Genomic DNA, 15,803 nt, shown 5'->3' with positions numbered 1-15,803 from the left:
CGCCGGGGAGGAAGGCCGCGCGACCGCACAAGCTCTGCACGCGGCGCATGTTGCGCCGCATTGGATCATCGCGCATACGGCGGCGCGGTGCGCGAACGAGCGTGCGTGAACAGGTCGCAGCCAGACAGCGGCGCATGGCGCGAAGCCCGTCTCCTCCATTGATACCGCGTTGGCACGGCGCCTCTGCGCGCCTCGATTCGAGCCTTGTTCCGTAAGGGCCACAGGCGGGCGAACCGGGGGGTGAGCGCGAGGGCGCGTGCTAACATTGTTTGTTATTCCATCCCGTCATTCAATCGACAAGCTAATGAACACCGAGACGTTTGCCGCGCCACCCCACACGCTTGTGATTGCGTCGCGAGAAAGCCGCCTCGCCATGTGGCAGGCGGAGCATGTGCGATGTGCGCTGCACAAATTATATCCATCTTGTGACGTAAAAATCCTCGGAATGACGACACGCGGCGATCAAATTCTCGATCGCACTTTGTCGAAGGTGGGTGGTAAGGGACTGTTCGTCAAAGAACTCGAAGCGGCACTCGCCGATGGCCGCGCCGATCTCGCGGTGCATTCGCTGAAAGACGTGCCGATGGAATTGCCCGCGGGCTTCGCGCTCTCCACGATCATGGAGCGCGAAGATCCGCGCGACGCACTCGTGTCGAACGATTACGACTCGCTTGCCGCGCTGCCGGCCGGTGCAGTGGTGGGCACATCGAGCCTGCGCCGCGAAGCGATGCTGCGCATGCGCTATCCGCATCTCCAGGTGCGGCCGTTGCGCGGCAACCTGGATACGCGCCTCGCCAAACTCGATCGCGGCGATTACGCGGCGATCATTCTCGCTGCGGCAGGTCTCAAGCGCCTCGGTCTGGCTGAGCGTATCCGTGCGCTGCTCGATCCGGACGACAGCTTGCCTGCTGCAGGGCAGGGCGCGCTCGGCATCGAGATTCGCGCCGATCGCGCCGACCTCGCGGCATGGCTCGCGCCGCTGCATCACGAACATACGGCGGCAGCCGTCGAAGCGGAGCGCATGGTGTCACGTTCGCTCGGCGGCAGTTGCGAAGTGCCGCTCGCCGCGTATGCCACTTGGCATGACGGCGCGCTGCATCTGCGCGGCATCGTGGCGACGCCCGATGGCCAGCGCGTGCTGAGCGCGCAGGCGTCGGCACCCGCGCCGACCGTCGAACGCGCGATCGCCTTGGGCAGCGAAGTGGCGAGCGCACTCGAACAGCAAGGCGCAATGGACATCGTCCGCGCGCTCAGCACGGCGAGCGGTCCCGCGGCGCCGGGAGACGGTGCAAGCTCCGGCGCGGACTCCGGCTCGGCAGGCACCCCGGTGTCCGGCGACTGATGGCGGTCGACATTCCCGGCAACGCATCGTCATCCGCCGGCAAGGCGGTGTTCACGGTCGTGATTACGCGACCGTCCGGTCAGTCGAGCGAACTGATAGAACGCCTCACCGCGGCCGGCATGGCGACGCTCGATTTCCCGCTGATCGACATTGCGCCCGTCGCCGACGACGCGCCGTTGCGCGCCGCGCTCGCCTCTCTCGAACGCTATGCGCTCGTCATCTTCGTGTCGCCGAACGCGATCGATCATGCGTTCGCGAAGAGCGGCGCGATCTGGCCGCACGCATTGCCGGTCGGCGTGGTCGGGCCGGGCAGCGTACAGGCGCTCGCGCGTCACGGCGTCAGCGCGTCGACTCATCGCGTCATCAGTCCCGCATCCGGCGCCGACGACGATAACGGGCGCTTCGACTCCGAAGGCCTCTTCGCCGCAATCGACACGGCGCTCGGCGAGGCGAATCTCGAAGGCAAGCGTGTTCTGATCGTGCGTGGCGACGGTGGCCGCGAGTGGCTGGCCGACCGTTTGCGCGAGGCCGGCGCCGAGGTGGAGACGGTCGCCGCGTACCGGCGGCTCGTGCCCGAACCGTCGATTGGCGCGTGGGCTCGTGTGCACCGACTGCTTGCGGGCGAACCGCATGCCTGGCTTCTCACCAGCTCCGAAGGCGTGCGCAATCTGCACGAACTCGCGCAAGAGCATCTCACCGCCGACGAACTCGCGCAGCTCAAGCACGCCGCGCTCGTCACGCCTCATCCCCGTATTGCTGAGACCGCGCGGGCATTGGGTTTTGATAGGATTACGGTGTCAGGCGCGGGCGACGAGCGCATTGCCCGTACCTTGCTCGCCGATCTGCCGACCGTAGTTCAACCGGTACCGTCCAATCCGGCTCATTCACCGGCTAAATCACGCATGACTGAAACGAACGCATCCACGAACGCTTCACCCCAGCCGGCCGCGACCGCCGCGTTGCCGCCGAACCAACCCTTCACGCCCTACGAAGCGCAAAAGCGCCGCAGCGCGAGCGGACCGCTGCTGTGGTTTGTCGTCGTGGTTCTTGCTTGCGCCGCGGGCGTGGGCGGCTATGCGCTCAATCGCAAGGTGGAGCGCACCGAGCAGAACATCGCGCAACGTCAGCAGGCGAACGACACGCAAACCAACGAACTGCGTATCAAAACCGAGCAGGCGCTCGCTACGGTGCGTCAGTCCGACTCGCAGGTCGCGCAACTGGAAGGCAAGCTCGCCGATGCACAGGCCGCACAGCAGGCGCTGCAGCAACAGTACGCGGATCTCGCGCGCAATCGCGACGACTGGACGCTCGCGGAAGTCGGTCAGATGCTGTCTGCCGCAAGCCAGCAATTGCAATTGACCGGCAACACGCAGCTTGCGCTTTTCGCGCTGCAAAGCGCCGACACGCGGCTCGCGGCGTCCGATAGCACGCAGGCGGTCGCGGTCCGTAAGGCCATCGCGCAGGACATCGACAAACTGAAGGCCGCGCCTTCCACCGACCTGACGGGTCTTGCGATCAAGCTCGACAATGCGGTCGATCAGATCGACAGCCTGCCGCTCTCCGGCGAAGCGCCGATTGCCCATGCCACGCCGCGTGCGGCCACATGGGCAGATACGGCCAAGGTGTCCGCGGCCACCGGCGAGCCGCGCTGGAAAGTGTGGTGGAACCAGTTGACGAGCGGCATCGGCCAGCAGTTGACGAGCCTCGTGCAGGTGCGCCGCATCGACAACGCCGACGCGATGATGGTCGCGCCGGACCAGGGCTACTTCGTGCGTGAGAACGTGAAGCTGCGTTTGCTGTCGGCGCGTCTTGCGCTGCTCTCGCGTAACCAGACCACGCTGAAGTCCGACCTGCAGGGCGCGCAGACGGCGCTGACGCGTTACTTCGACATGTCGTCGAAGAAAACTCAGAACGTTGTCGATCTCGTCAAGCAGGTCGAGGCCGGATCGGCCGCGGTCGAATTGCCGAACCTGAATACGAGCCTGCAAGCCGTCAATCAATACCGGGGCCGAGGTTAATCATGGCGATCCGGGGACTTCTATGGCTCGCGCTGCTCTTCACCGTCGCGGTCGCGCTCGCGGTGGTCGGACGCTTCGACATGGGCCAGGTGATGCTGGTGTATCCGCCGTACCGCGTCGACATGTCGCTCAATCTGTTCGTGGTCGGGCTCGTGGTGCTGTTTATTCTGCTGTATGCGCTGCTGCGCATCGTGCGCAATATCTGGCGCATGCCGCAGCGTGTGGCCGCGTACCGTGCGCGCTCGCGCGTCGCGAAGGCGCATGCCGCGCTGCGTGACGCGATCGGCAACCTGTACGCCGGACGCTTTTCGCGCGCGGAAAAGGCCGCGAAAGACGCGCTCGCGAACGGCGACAACAAGGGCGCGGCCGGCCTGATCGCGGCTACTGCGGCGCATCGCATGCATGAATATGCGCGGCGCGACGAATGGCTCGCTCAGATCGACGAAACCGACTGGCAGGACGCCCGTCTGATGGCCACCGCCGACATGCGCGCCGACGGCCGCGATGCGGACGGCGCGCTGACCGCGCTCACCGAAATGCAATCGCAGGGCGCGCGGCGCATTCACGCTCAGCAGATCATGTTGCGCGCGCAGCAGCAATTGAAGAACTGGGGCGAGGTGCTCAAGCTCGTCAAGACGCTGGAAAAGCGCGAGGCGATTCACCCAGCGGTGGCGGTGCGCTTGCGGCAACTGGCGGCGGAGAATCTGCTGCGCGATCGTCGGCATAACGCCGATGCGTTACTCGAACTGTGGAATTCGCTGACGCCGACGGAGCGTCATTCGCCGCGTCTCGCCGATCTAGCTGCGGAACTGCTGGTGGCGCTGAATCGTCCGCAGGAGGCGCGCAAGATCGTTGAAGAAGCGCTCGCGCAGAATTGGGATGCGCGCTTGCTGCGTCGTTATCCGGATACTGCGGGCGGCGATGCGTTGCCGCTCATCCAGAAGGCCGAAGCGTGGCAAAAGGATCGTCCGGACGACGCGGACTTGCTGTTCGCATTGGGCCGGTTGTGTCTGCATCAGCAGTTGTGGGGGAAGGCGCAGTCGTTCCTGGAGCGTGCGCTGAAGCTTGCTGACAATGAGACGCTGAAGATTCGCTCGCACCGTGCGTTGGCTCGGCTTCACGAGCAGTTGGGGGACACGGAGAAGGCGAGCCAGCACTATCGTGAGAGTGCGTTGGCGATGAACATCGTGTGAGATCGCTCTTTGCGCTGGGCAGCAATGCGAAGAGCGTCTGACGATGTCGTCGCTCGTCGCGTGTTGCTCGATGGGAAGTCTTCAACTCCCCAACTTTCGCACCGCATTAGGTGCAGCCCGAAACTTCGGGACTTGAGCGCCGTGCACGAATGCACATTCGAGCGGCGCTCTGTCTAGCTGGCCAGTCCCGCTGCGAGGCTAGTGGAGTACCGCTCCTTCAGGTGCGGCGAGCGTACTGGAACCGTCCTCCGCTGCCGCCAGTTCCAGTTTCAGCCGAGCCGCGGCCAGCACGCGCAGAACGTCGGCGTTGATCATCAGTTCGTCCACCGCCGTCAGCATCAGGTCGGGATAATCGCGGAACTGTGCGAGCCTCGTCAGTTGCCCTTGCATGTCGGCGCACAGCTGCGTCACCTCGTCTGCAATGCTCGCGGACGACACCGGCGCTCCCGGGGACATGCAATCCTCGAATCCCTCACTAGCCAAAATTTCCAGAAGGACCGTCTGATATCTGCTCATTGTTGATCTGCCTCGCTACAAGTGCATCAACTGTAGCTTGGATCTGCGCGAGCAATTCCCGGAACAGGAGCGCTGAACCGGCCCAATTCACGGTTGCGAACGGAAAAGAATTTTCGCACCCGCCACAATATTCGCGCGCCTGAAACGTCTTCAGACGCATGGAACCGCCACCCACCTCGCACACGATGACCGAACGCGACGACGACATCACCGCGACCGTGGTGCGTGAGCGCACGAGGCTCGTCAATTTCATCCGGCGACGAATACGCGATCCCGACGATGCCGAGGACATTTTGCAGGACGTGTTCCATGAATTCGTGCAGGCGTACCGGCTGCCCGCGCCGATCGAACAGGCGAGCGCGTGGCTCTTCCGGGCCGCGCGCAACCGGATCATCGATCGATTTCGTAAGAAAAGAGAGCAGCCTTTGACAGACCTGTCCGAGGGCGATGACGACACCGACAGTGAGTATCGCCTCGACCTGGCGCTGCCGTCGCCCGACGCAGGTCCCGAAGCGCTATACGCTCGCGCGCTATTGCTCAAAGCATTGCAGGACGCGATTGACGAGTTGCCGCCGAACCAGCGCGAGGTATTCATCGGCCACGAGCTGGAAGGAAGGTCCTTCAAAGACATGGTGGCGGAAAGCGGCGTCACGCTGAATACGCTGCTTGCGCGCAAACGCTACGCGGTCTTGCACCTGCGCGCCCGGCTGCAAGCCATTTATGACGAACTGGGTATTTAGAGGAGTCGACGGATGAAATTTCGAATCAGATGCGTGGGTAAGGTACTGCTTGTGGTGGTCGCCGTCGGCGTGCTCGGCTGGGTGGTCATGAGTCTATGGAACTGGGTGATTCCGGCGTTGTTCGTCGGCGCTCGCACGATCGACTTCGCGCATGCGCTGGGCTTGCTGGTTTTGAGCCGCATCCTGTTTGGCGGGTTCCGAGGACACGGCGGCTGGCGCGAACGGCGTCATTGGCGCAAATGGCAAGCCATGACGCCGGAGGAGCGGGAGAATTTTCAGACTGCATGGCGATCAGGCCGCGCCCGCCGCGAGGGAGAATGAACGTGCGCGAAATATCAACGGCGGACTGCAAACAGAAGCCGGGCGTGATTGCGCCAGTCGTCGACCTGAAACGTTGCGAAGGTAAGGGCGATTGTCTGGATGTCTGCCCCGAGAATGTGTTTGAGATCCGGCGCATCGACGACGTCGATTATCTGAGTCTCGGTCTCATGCATCGTTTCAAGCTGCGTGTGCATGGAATGAAAGTCGCCTACACGCCGAACGCGGACGCGTGCCGGTCGTGCGGTCTCTGCGTGAGCGCATGTCCTGAACGCGCAATCAAGCTCGCCAGAACGGCGTAACGTCCAACGTCTTTACTGATGGCGTAACGACACCGCCCGCTGCCCGATGAACCGGGCAGCGCTGGGTGCCTCATCCACACTATCGATCTCGTCAAGGAGCGCACATGACGTCGTCAAGCGCAGTTCTTTTGCGGCGGCTTCACGAACAGAGCCAGACAGAAGTGATAGCTCGCGCACAGGCGCAGTTCGATGGATCGAGCGACGAATTCCTGACTCTCGCGGAGGAATACGACACGCTCGCACCTCGATTGCGCGGCCGATTTCTCGAAACGCTCGGACTGTCCAGCGAAGATTTCGAGTCGTCGCAAGGCACTCCTTTATCGTTAGCCGTGTCAGCGAAAACGGGTAAGTTTCTGCACAACATGGTGCTTGCGCATAAACCGGCTCGAATCCTCGAACTCGGCAGTTCCTGCGGCGTGTCCACGCTGTATCTCGCCGAAGCCCTTCGCACGTTGGGCAGTGGAGTGGTGACAGCGACCGAATCCGACGCGCTCAAGTGCGCGCAACTTCGGGCCAACGTCAAAGCGGCGGGCGTAGAGGCTTATGTTGACCTGTGGGAGGGCGACGCGTTTCAGACCGTTGCCCAACTGGAAGGCACTTTCGATATGGTGTTCATCGACGTATGGGCCAACACCTATCTGAATCTCTTCAAGCAGATTGAGCGGCTGCTGCGCCCTGGCTCTATCGTTCTCGCCGACAACATGTACACGGCCGAGGACGCCGTTCAGCCGTACAAGCGCTACCTTGACAACGATCCGCGCTTTTCGACAACGACGCTCGACTTCGAATCAGGGCTCGAATTTACAGTCGTCGTTTCTTAAGCTGGCAAAGAACGGGCTTCCGGGATGCCGCGAGCAGACATGTTCGGTGAGCGAAGCGCGTCACTTGCGCGGCTCGATGGTGGCGAAGGCGAGCGCCGCTCCTGCGAACGCGCATGCTGCGGACACCAGCGCGACGGCGCGCAGCGCGTCAACAATGGCGTCGGCTTCCGCCTGCGCCGCGAGTGTATGCGAATGCGTAGGAAGAGCATCGGTGGCTGCGGCACGGGGTTGCGCGTCCAATTGCAGTAACGCGGTCTCGCGTGCATCGTGAGGAACGCGCAGTTCGTCTAGGCGCGCCGACAGCGCTGCGTTATGCGACCACACGAACACAATGCCGAGTACCGCAACCGCCAGCAGGCTCGCCACGCGTGCGACCGCGTTGTTGATGCCGGAGGCGACGCCTGCGCGGTGGCCCGGCACTGAGGCCATTACGGTCGTCGTGAGTGGTGCGACCGTGATGGTCATGCCGAGCCCGAGCACGACGAGCGCGGGGAAGAATCCGGTCCAGAAACTGCCGCGCACGAACGGCAGCGCAAGCATCGCAAAACCGATTCCGGCGATGCACGGGCCAGCGCTCAATAGGGCCCGCGAACCGAAGCGAGTCGTCAGACCGCCCGTCAAGCGCGACAACGAGCCGATGATCACGGGCACCGGCAGCAACGCTGCGCCCGCCTCGGTGGCGGTGTAGCCGTGTGCGCGGATCAGAGTGAACGGCAGGAAGAAAAATGCGCCGCCCAGACCGAAGTAAAGCAGCAGCGTGACCAAGTTCGCGCCGGTGAAATCGCGCGAGCGGAACACTTCGAGCGGCATCATCGGGTCACGGCTCTTCGCTTCGATCATCACGAATGCAGCCAGCACGAGCACCCCAACGCCGATTGCGCACAGTACGATGGGATGCGCGAAACCACGCGCCGACGCCTCGGTCAGGCCATAGGTAAGTGCGGCGAGCCCCGCTGCCGCGCTCAGCGCGCCAGGCCAGTCCAACTGTTGAGGCGCATCTGGCTTGTGGCTGTTCGGCACCGACAAAACGGCAAGCGCAATGGTTGCCGCTGCGAGCGGGACGTTGAGAAAGAAGATCGCGCGCCACGACAACGCGTCGACGAGCAAGCCGCCGGCCACTGGACCCAGCGCCGACGTGATCGCGCCGACACCTGCCCACGTTCCGATTGCCCGTCCGCGCTCTTCGCCATCGAACACGGCGCCAATGATCGCGAGGCTGCTGGGCACGAAGAGCGCCGCGCCAATGCCCTGCACCGCACGCCCGGCGATCAGTGAGCCCGCGTTCGGCGCGAGCCCGCAAGCGGCCGACGCCAGCGTGAAGACCGCGACACCCGCAATGAACACCGTGCGGCGGCCGAGTTTGTCGCCCATCGATCCGCCCACCAGTACGAGCGATCCCAGAAAGAGAAGGTAGGCGTTGACGATCCACTGCATCGACGCGACGCTCGCGTGCAACTCGCTCTGGATGGCGGGTAATGCGACATTGACGACAGAGCCGTCGATAAACGCCATGCTCGAGCCGAGGATCGTCGCGGCGAGCGCCAGACGTTTGCGCCGGCACGGACTGTCGAGCGCAGTGGGCTGCGCGCGGATGATGAGCTCGTCGCACGGGCTCGCTTGAGCAGCGACGCCGTGCGTGGGATGTGGGTCGTTATCAAGAACGTGCGGGTCGGCCATGCTCGCTCCAGTGCTGGTCGATGGTGACTAGCATAGCAACTGGAGCGAAGTGGCGTGCAAACGTAGACCGTCGCCAGAACGTTCCCGCCGGCGAGCGCCAGTCCGCCGTACTAACGCCAGCCGAGCGCCGGGGCAACATGCGTCAGGATCGATTCGATGACGTGTGCGCAGTACTCCACGCCAAGCTGGTTCGGTACGGTCAGCAGTAGCGTGTCGGCTTCTGCGATCGCCTCGTCCGCTGCAAGCTGCTTCACGAGCGTATCGGGCGGTGCTGCGTAGCTGCGCCCGAAAATCGTTCGGATGTTGTCGTCGAGCAGACCGACCGTGTCGTCGCTATTCGCATCGCGTCCGAAATACATCCGGTCGCGATCGTTCATCAGCGCGAAAATGCTGCGGCTGACCGACACGCGCGGCTCTCGCGTGTGTCCGGCTTCTTTCCACGCCTGCCGATACGCCCGGATCTGCTCGGCTTGCTGGATATGAAGAGGGCGGCCCGACTCATCGTTCTTCAGTGTCGAGCACTGCAGGTTCATGCCCATTCCGGCCGCCCAGACCGCCGTCGCATCTGAGCCCGAACCCCACCAGATCCGGTCGCGCAACCCCTCGGAGTGAGGCTCGACCCGAAGCAGTCCCGGCGGGTTTGCAAACATCGGTCGCGGATTCGGTTCAGCAAAGCCCTCGCCGCGCAGCACTTCATAAAACACCTCGGTGTGGTGCCGCGCGAGATCGGCATGCGTCTCGCCCTCGCTGGGCGCATAACCGAAGTAACGCCACCCGTCGATCACCTGTTCGCCGGAGCCTCGGCTGATGCCAAGTTGCAGGCGCCCGCCCGCGATCAGATCGGCCGCCCCAGCGTCTTCCGCCATGTAGAGCGGGTTTTCATAACGCATGTCGATGACAGCGGTGCCGATCTCAATGCGGCTCGTTTTCGCACCGACCGCAGCCAGAAGCGGGAACGGCGACGCTAGCTGGCGCGCGAAATGATGCACGCGAAAAAACGCGCCGTCGGCCCCGAGTTCCTCGGCAGCGACAGCGAGCTCGATGGATTGCAGCAGGGCATCGGAGGCTGAACGTGTGAGTGAATGTCGCGATGGACTCCAATGGCCAAACGAGAGAAAACCGATCTTTTTCATAACAGTCCTGCCAGCATGCGTAGGTGGGCGATAACGGCATCTTGCCCGAGTCGGGCAGATGGCGCTCGCTGCGCGAGCCGTGCGCCGACGATTGCGCGCTCGGGTATTGCGTTGCTGATCGAGGTGCAAAATCGGTGGACGCCGATGATGCCGATTACGAGCGAGTCAGACGCTTGCCCTTTTCGAATCGGCTATTTGCCTGCACCGGTGGAAGGGACGCAAGTGAGCACGAGAACTCCTCCGTTATTCGCGGCAGAGCTGACTGTTGCCTGATGAAATTCTCGCGGCCCGCACGACCATTCGGCAACGAAATCGGCTTTGCAGGCACTTCGAGTACGAGAGGTCGCCGGCGAGAAAACCGGGTAGCGGCAGGTATCGACATCGTTACAGTGCAGAGCCAACGCACGAGTGGAATTGCCATGATGAGCGCCACAATTAGCGCCATAGGTGCCCGATTCGATCCGGATGGTGCCAGCGAAGGTGTTCACGCTCGCCCCGAAAAGACCAGCAAGCGAAAGAAGCGTGCAGATTGCTCGGATCATGATTGCCTCCAGGCGTCACTATTGCTCCGCGAATACGGGCCGCCAGGTGAGCGATCGCCGGTGACGGCCTGCGTCCTGCAGGAAGCACGTCGCCGAGTGCGCTATTCAAGTGTAGGTTGAAATTGGGTTTTCGCACTGGCAGGCACTGGCTGCCTGAGGCCGGCTATTCGCGGCCGCGGCGGAGTTTGTTACGGGGGAAATCTTGCACGTCGATGGTGGTCGGCATGCGGGGCATTAGGCGGTGTTAGGCGAGGCGTTGTAAGTCGCGCCGCGCAGTGCAGAGTGGTGATCGATATTCCTGGGGAAGGGCGGGCGTCGCGTTCGCGAAGTTCTGCCGGCGAGCGTCTACTTCGCCCTACCGACCGACCTTCGAAACGTGGCTGACCGACGCCGTCAACCTGGTCTGCGCGATGTTTGCGTGGATTCGCGAGGTAGTGCCTGGTCTCGCCGATGCAAAACGCCTCGGCGAGACTCGTCGCAAGCGCGAACGCCGCTTAGTCCGTGCCGTACTTTGGCGAGCGCGGACCGTAGAGCAGGCCCGTCGGCGCTCCCGCGTGCAGCAGACGATAGCTCGTGATACCGGCAATATCGTGGCTCTTGTCCGTGAGCGAGTTCGCGATCTGCTTGACCGCAGCCATCACGAGCATGCCTATCAGGCCACCGCCCCCGTTGTTGTTGCCTTCTTCGCTGTTGGCCGTCGCGGCGCCTTGCCAGAGCACATCGCCGCTCTTCAGATCGACGAGTTTCGCCGACGCCGTCACCACCGTCGCGCTGACCAGCACGCGATACTGCGTGCCGTATTGCGAGATCGTCGAGTACAGGACCGCATCCGCGCCGAAGATCTCTCGCAGCTTCGCCGGCGATGTCTGCTGGATATCACCCGCCGTCGTGACGCCGTTCTGCTTGAACGTTTCCTCCATTACGGCGACCGGGATCACGTAGTAGCCCGCCTCGGCGAGTGGCATCGTCATCTGCGAGAGCACGCTGTTCGACGCATTCACATCCGTCGTCGTGTTATCGGGCGGCAGCACGAGGATCGAGCGCGGATGCGCATGCTTGAACGCCGTGTAATCCAAGTGCTTCGCGGGCTGCGCGCAAGCGGCGAGCAGCGCGAGCGCGGACAGCGCCAGCGAGAGCTTGAGAGAAGAGATTCTGGACATATGGGTACGCTCGCTTATTGTTGTTTCGGTTTCTTCATCAGGAAGTCCATGTAGGTCGCCGCCTCCGGGAAGAGCTGCTTCTCGGCGTCGAATTCCTGCATGGCGTTCGTGTCGTTACCGACGTTCGCGTACAGCATGCCCAGTTGCGCATGGAAGCCGGGCGGCGGCGTGTTGCCCTTCGCGTTGATTTGCTGCCGCGCCTTTTCGAGCGCGTCGATCTGTTCCTGCGGGCCCTTTTCACCCTTCAGGTAGTCGTAGACGCTGGGCTGGTAGCCGGTCCACTGATAGAGCGGTGGCGTAGTGTTCGCGCAGCCCGCGAGCAGCAGCATTGCTGTCGTGACGGGCAGGCGAAGGCCTCGAAGCATGCCGGTGTATTTCATGTTAACCCCGTAGTATTCGTTGTTTTATCGAGCAATAAATGTGGACGACGCGCGCTCAGCGAGCGGTGCGCAATGCGCCCACGTCGACCTGTTCGGCCAGATGGTTGACGGCTTCCTGGATCGCGAGGTCGAGGACTTTGCCGTTGAGCGTCGAGTCGTAGCTCGCGGTGCCGCCAAATCCGATGATCTGGCGATTGGAGAGGCTGTATTCGCCCGCGCCTTGCGCCGAGGCGACGACTTCCGAAGTCGTGGTATCGACGACGTTGATGCTGACCTTCGCGTAAGCGATCTGGTTCTTACCGCTGCCAAGAATGCCGAATAGTTGGTGATCGCCGACTTCCTTGCGGCCGAATTCGGTGACGTCGCCGGTGATGACGAAATTCGCGCCCTTGATCGCCTGCGCCTTTTTGGTGAAGCCGGCTTCCTGGCGGATTTCGTCGAGGTTGTCGCGGTCAAGCACGTTGAAACGGCCGCTCTGTTGCAGCGAAGTGATCAGAATGGTCTTGGCCTGGCTACCAAGACGATCGACGCCGTCGGAGAAAATGCCACGCATATAGCTCGAGCGGTTGTCGAACTTTCCGACCGAGATTTGCACGGCCTTGCCGACGGGCGGGCGCTGCGCGCTGGCCACCGGCGCAACCGGGAGTGAGCGCGACGACTCTGTCGCACAGCCGCCTAGTGCCGCAATCGCGGCGGCGGCGAGGACGACGCCACAAGTTTTTGACACTTCCATCGATTCTCCTTGGTGTTGGAACGGGAACATCAGTCAGCGTGCGCGCGGGGCGCACGAGCGAAAGCGGCAAGAGAATGGGGAGCAGCGAGATGTGTCGCTGCGAGGCGGCGGTGCGCTCGCGCAAGGCGCGAGGCGTCCGAGCCGCGCGTATGTGGATACGGCGAACGTGGAAGGTGCAGTGCGTCGCCGCACGCGTGGTTATTCCATCGGCGTTGCAAGTTTCTCGCTTCCGGCACGCGAGCGTGCGCGCCGAAGCTCCCCGGTTCTTATTGGTGTAGCGTGTTTTTTTAACTAGTACTCAAGTTTCCACACGAATCTATCGGCGGGTTTACCGGAAACTTTAGGAAAGTTGCGATTTAATGCGCGACGCATTTTGTCGACGCGCTTTTCAGTTTTATTTGGATGCGATTAAAAGGGCGTGAGCCTAAGTTCGATGATCCAGGAAGCTGCCGTTCCTCTATTAGACGCCGACAACGTCTGCAAGCCGCCACATTGCTGACGAAGAACTCAATGCGCTCCAAGTCGCCTTCTCCTGCGACGCTGTCCCACTATCCCCAAAAAACAAAAAGCCCCGGCAGCACACAGCCACCGGGGCCCCACCACACACAACGCTTCAACTCACCGATTAACCATCTTCGCCGGCACGCTAATCGCCAGCAACCCGCCAACGACCATAAACGCCGCAAGCATATACATCCCCGAGTCATTAGCGGCAGTCGCCTGCTTCAACCAGCCGACAGCATACGGACTCAAAAACCCCGCGAGATTACCAATCGAATTAATCATCGCGATACCGGCAGCCGCACCCGTGCCCGCGAGAATCGCCGTAGGCAAACTCCAGAACAAAGGCAACGTAGTGAGAATGCCCATAGTCGCGAGCGTGAGAGAAGCCATTGCAAGCAGCGTGTTCTGCGCCCACACAACCGACAGCACCAAACCAATCGCGCCGGCGAAAGCGGGCAACGCGATATGCCAGCGCCGTTCGCGCGTACGGTCCGCGCTGCGCGCAACGAACACCATTGCGACGACCGCCGCCGCGAAAGGAACCGCCGACAGCAGACCGATCGCGAACGCATCGGTCACACCGGTCGCCTTGATGATAGTCGGCAGCCAGAAGCTCACGCCGTACAGACCCATCACAAACGAGAAGTACGTGAAGCTCAGCATCAGCACGCGGCCGCTCGTCAGCACCTGACGGATCGGCATGTCGTGCTTGGTGGCTTCCTCGGCGGAAACGTGGCGCTCGAGCAGTTCCTTTTCCTCTTTCGTGAGCCACTTTGCTTTCGCAATGCGGTCGTCGAGCGCAACGAACACCAGGATGCCGACGAGTACCGACGGTATCCCTTCCAGCAAGAAAAGCCATTGCCAGCCGTGCCAGCCGTTCATGCCATTGAACGTCTTGAGGATATAGCCCGACACCGGCCCGCCGATCACACCCGACAGCGCGATAGCCGTCATGAACCACGTCGTCATCCGTCCGCGCCGGTGCGACGGATACCAGTACGTGAGATACAGAATGATGCCCGGGAAGAAGCCGGCTTCCGCGACGCCGAGCAGAAAGCGCATCACATAGAACATGGTCGGCGTGGTGACGAACATGGTCAGCATGGAGATCACGCCCCAGGAGACCATGATCCGCGCGATCCACACTCGCGCGCCCACCTTGTGCAAAATCACATTGCTCGGAATCTCAAAGAAGAAATAGCCGACGAAGAAAATGCCCGCGCCAAAGCCATAAACCGCATCGCTCAAGCCGAGGTCGCTCGTCATTTGCAGCTTCGCAAAGCCGACGTTCACGCGGTCCAGATACGCGACCACGTAGCAGAGCATCAGGAGCGGCGCGAGCCGCCAGTTGACCTTGCGATAGGTCGCCTCTTCGAAAGTGGAAGGCGGCGCGCCCGCGCCGGGATGGTGGAGCGGATTTGCGGGACTAGCCATGGTGTCTCCTCTTTTCTTGTCGAATTGAAGTGCCGCGTCGATTGATTCTAGCCGTGCGGCGCGGCTCGCACGGCAATTAGATACCGGGGGAAAACACTGAGCCCGTCAAGCGCCGCGCGTGAACGCGGCTTGCTCAGGGCGTGGCTATGAGCGCCGTGAGCGGCGCTGCGACGACAAAGCCGAAGCCGAACGCAGCGCCAACGTCAACGTAGAACGCAAGCTCTACACGCAGCGGCCGCCATCCACTTCAAGACACACGCCGGTGATGAACTCCGCTTCGTCCGAAGCCAGATAGAGCGCGGCGTTGGCAATATCTTGCGGCGTCGAGAAGCGCCCGAGCGGAATGCCGGCGAGAAAGCGCTGACGGTTCTCAGGCGTATCTTCAACGCCCATGAATTCCGACAGCAGCGCCGTTTCGCCGATCACCGGATTCACGCAGTTCACGCGAATCCTGTCCGGGCCCAACTCCACGGCGAGCGACTTGCTCGCGATGATCACCGCGCCCTTGCTGCCGTTGTACCAGACGAGTCCGGGGCGCGGCCGCACGCCCGCCGTCGACGCAATATTGATGAAGCTGCCGCCGCCTTGTTCGCGGAAATACGGCACGAACTCCTGCACGCTCCAGTAGATGCTTTTGACGTTCACCGCGTACACGCGGTCGAACTCGGCTTCGGTGACTTCGAGCACAGGTTTGTTGCGATGCGTGGTGCCCGCGTTATTGACGACTATCTGCACGCTGCCGAAGTCTTCGAGTGCCGCTTCACGCAGCTTCTGCCAGTCCTCGCGTTGCGCGACGTTGCCCGCGACGGCGATGGCCTTGCCACCGGCCAGCGCAATCTCGCTCGCGACGCGCTCGGCGGCGGGGCCGTTCAGATCGTTGACCACGACGTTCGCGCCTTCGCGCGCGTAGGTCTTCGCGATGCCTTCGCCGAAACCCGAGCCGCCACCCGTGACGATGGCCGTTTTACCTGTCAACCGCATAGTGTCTCC

16 protein-coding genes are annotated in these 15,803 nt (G+C 62.5%); 7 read left to right on the top strand and 9 right to left on the bottom strand.

Annotation, left to right across the window (positions count from 1 at the left end):
• Positions 1–304: 304 nt before the first annotated feature.
• Genes hemC through ACTJLB_RS11345 form a run of 3 tightly spaced genes read left to right on the top strand, consistent with a single transcriptional unit; the run spans position 305 to position 4,553 of the window.
• Positions 305–1,342, top strand: a complete 1,038-nt coding sequence (hemC, locus tag ACTJLB_RS11355; RefSeq protein WP_020065225.1) for a hydroxymethylbilane synthase — start codon at positions 305–307, stop codon at positions 1,340–1,342.
• Positions 1,342–3,360, top strand: a complete 2,019-nt coding sequence (gene hemDX, locus ACTJLB_RS11350; protein WP_440783296.1) for a fused uroporphyrinogen-III synthase HemD/membrane protein HemX — start codon at positions 1,342–1,344, stop codon at positions 3,358–3,360. The genes hemC and hemDX overlap by 1 nt, the downstream gene beginning before the upstream one ends.
• Positions 3,361–3,362: 2 nt before the next feature.
• Positions 3,363–4,553 carry a heme biosynthesis protein HemY gene (locus tag ACTJLB_RS11345; protein WP_020065227.1) on the top strand — a complete coding sequence of 397 codons (1,191 nt, stop codon included), beginning with the start codon at positions 3,363–3,365 and terminating at the stop codon, positions 4,551–4,553.
• Between the two features lie 198 nt (positions 4,554–4,751).
• Here ACTJLB_RS11345 and ACTJLB_RS11340 read toward each other — a convergent pair whose 3' ends face one another.
• Positions 4,752–5,009: a hypothetical protein gene (locus ACTJLB_RS11340; protein WP_020065228.1), complete on the bottom strand. Its 258-nt coding sequence runs from the start codon at positions 5,007–5,009 to the stop codon at positions 4,752–4,754.
• A 218-nt stretch (positions 5,010–5,227) separates the two neighbouring features.
• Between ACTJLB_RS11340 and ACTJLB_RS11335 the strand changes: the two genes are divergently transcribed.
• The 4 genes from ACTJLB_RS11335 (at position 5,228) to ACTJLB_RS11320 (ending at position 7,250) form a co-directional block, all read left to right on the top strand.
• Positions 5,228–5,809, top strand: a complete 582-nt coding sequence (locus ACTJLB_RS11335; RefSeq protein ID WP_193610878.1) for an RNA polymerase sigma factor — start codon at positions 5,228–5,230, stop codon at positions 5,807–5,809.
• A 12-nt stretch (positions 5,810–5,821) separates the two neighbouring features.
• Positions 5,822–6,130 carry a hypothetical protein gene (locus tag ACTJLB_RS11330; RefSeq protein ID WP_408164195.1) on the top strand — a complete coding sequence of 103 codons (309 nt, stop codon included), beginning with the start codon at positions 5,822–5,824 and terminating at the stop codon, positions 6,128–6,130.
• A gap of 2 nt (positions 6,131–6,132) precedes the next feature.
• Positions 6,133–6,429, top strand: a complete 297-nt coding sequence (locus ACTJLB_RS11325; protein ID WP_087751572.1) for a 4Fe-4S dicluster domain-containing protein — start codon at positions 6,133–6,135, stop codon at positions 6,427–6,429.
• A 104-nt stretch (positions 6,430–6,533) separates the two neighbouring features.
• Positions 6,534–7,250, top strand: coding sequence for an O-methyltransferase (locus ACTJLB_RS11320; protein WP_440783294.1), 717 nt, complete (start codon positions 6,534–6,536; stop codon positions 7,248–7,250).
• A 60-nt stretch (positions 7,251–7,310) separates the two neighbouring features.
• Here ACTJLB_RS11320 and ACTJLB_RS11315 read toward each other — a convergent pair whose 3' ends face one another.
• The 8 genes from ACTJLB_RS11315 to ACTJLB_RS11280 form a co-directional block, all read right to left on the bottom strand.
• A complete protein-coding gene (locus tag ACTJLB_RS11315) occupies positions 7,311–8,927 on the bottom strand; it encodes an MFS transporter (protein WP_440783293.1) in 1,617 nt (538 codons plus the stop codon).
• A gap of 110 nt (positions 8,928–9,037) precedes the next feature.
• On the bottom strand, positions 9,038–10,060 hold the full coding sequence (locus ACTJLB_RS11310; protein ID WP_410802003.1) for an LLM class flavin-dependent oxidoreductase: 1,023 nt from the start codon (positions 10,058–10,060) through the stop codon (positions 9,038–9,040).
• Between the two features lie 191 nt (positions 10,061–10,251).
• Positions 10,252–10,602, bottom strand: coding sequence for a hypothetical protein (locus tag ACTJLB_RS11305; protein WP_310065613.1), 351 nt, complete (start codon positions 10,600–10,602; stop codon positions 10,252–10,254).
• A 494-nt stretch (positions 10,603–11,096) separates the two neighbouring features.
• Complete coding sequence (locus ACTJLB_RS11300) at positions 11,097–11,762, bottom strand: DUF799 domain-containing protein (RefSeq protein WP_020065236.1); 666 nt, start codon at positions 11,760–11,762, stop codon at positions 11,097–11,099.
• 14 nt (positions 11,763–11,776) lie between these two features.
• On the bottom strand, positions 11,777–12,142 hold the full coding sequence (locus ACTJLB_RS11295) for a DUF4810 domain-containing protein (RefSeq protein WP_020065237.1): 366 nt from the start codon (positions 12,140–12,142) through the stop codon (positions 11,777–11,779).
• Positions 12,143–12,197: 55 nt separating this feature from the next.
• Positions 12,198–12,875 carry a CsgG/HfaB family protein gene (locus ACTJLB_RS11290; protein WP_087751329.1) on the bottom strand — a complete coding sequence of 226 codons (678 nt, stop codon included), beginning with the start codon at positions 12,873–12,875 and terminating at the stop codon, positions 12,198–12,200.
• A gap of 618 nt (positions 12,876–13,493) precedes the next feature.
• The gene (locus ACTJLB_RS11285) at positions 13,494–14,813 is read right to left on the bottom strand and encodes an MFS transporter (RefSeq protein WP_027775631.1); all 1,320 of its coding nucleotides are present in this window, start codon (positions 14,811–14,813) and stop codon (positions 13,494–13,496) included.
• 222 nt (positions 14,814–15,035) lie between these two features.
• Positions 15,036–15,794 carry an SDR family oxidoreductase gene (locus ACTJLB_RS11280; protein WP_027775630.1) on the bottom strand — a complete coding sequence of 253 codons (759 nt, stop codon included), beginning with the start codon at positions 15,792–15,794 and terminating at the stop codon, positions 15,036–15,038.
• Positions 15,795–15,803 lie beyond the last annotated feature (9 nt).

The organism is Paraburkholderia sp. 22098, from assembly GCF_052045935.1.
In the GTDB taxonomy this organism is placed as follows: Bacteria; Pseudomonadota; Gammaproteobacteria; order Burkholderiales; family Burkholderiaceae; genus Paraburkholderia; species Paraburkholderia caledonica.
Note: the sequence above shows the minus strand (reverse complement) of the source record. Positions and strands in the feature narration are given on the sequence as shown.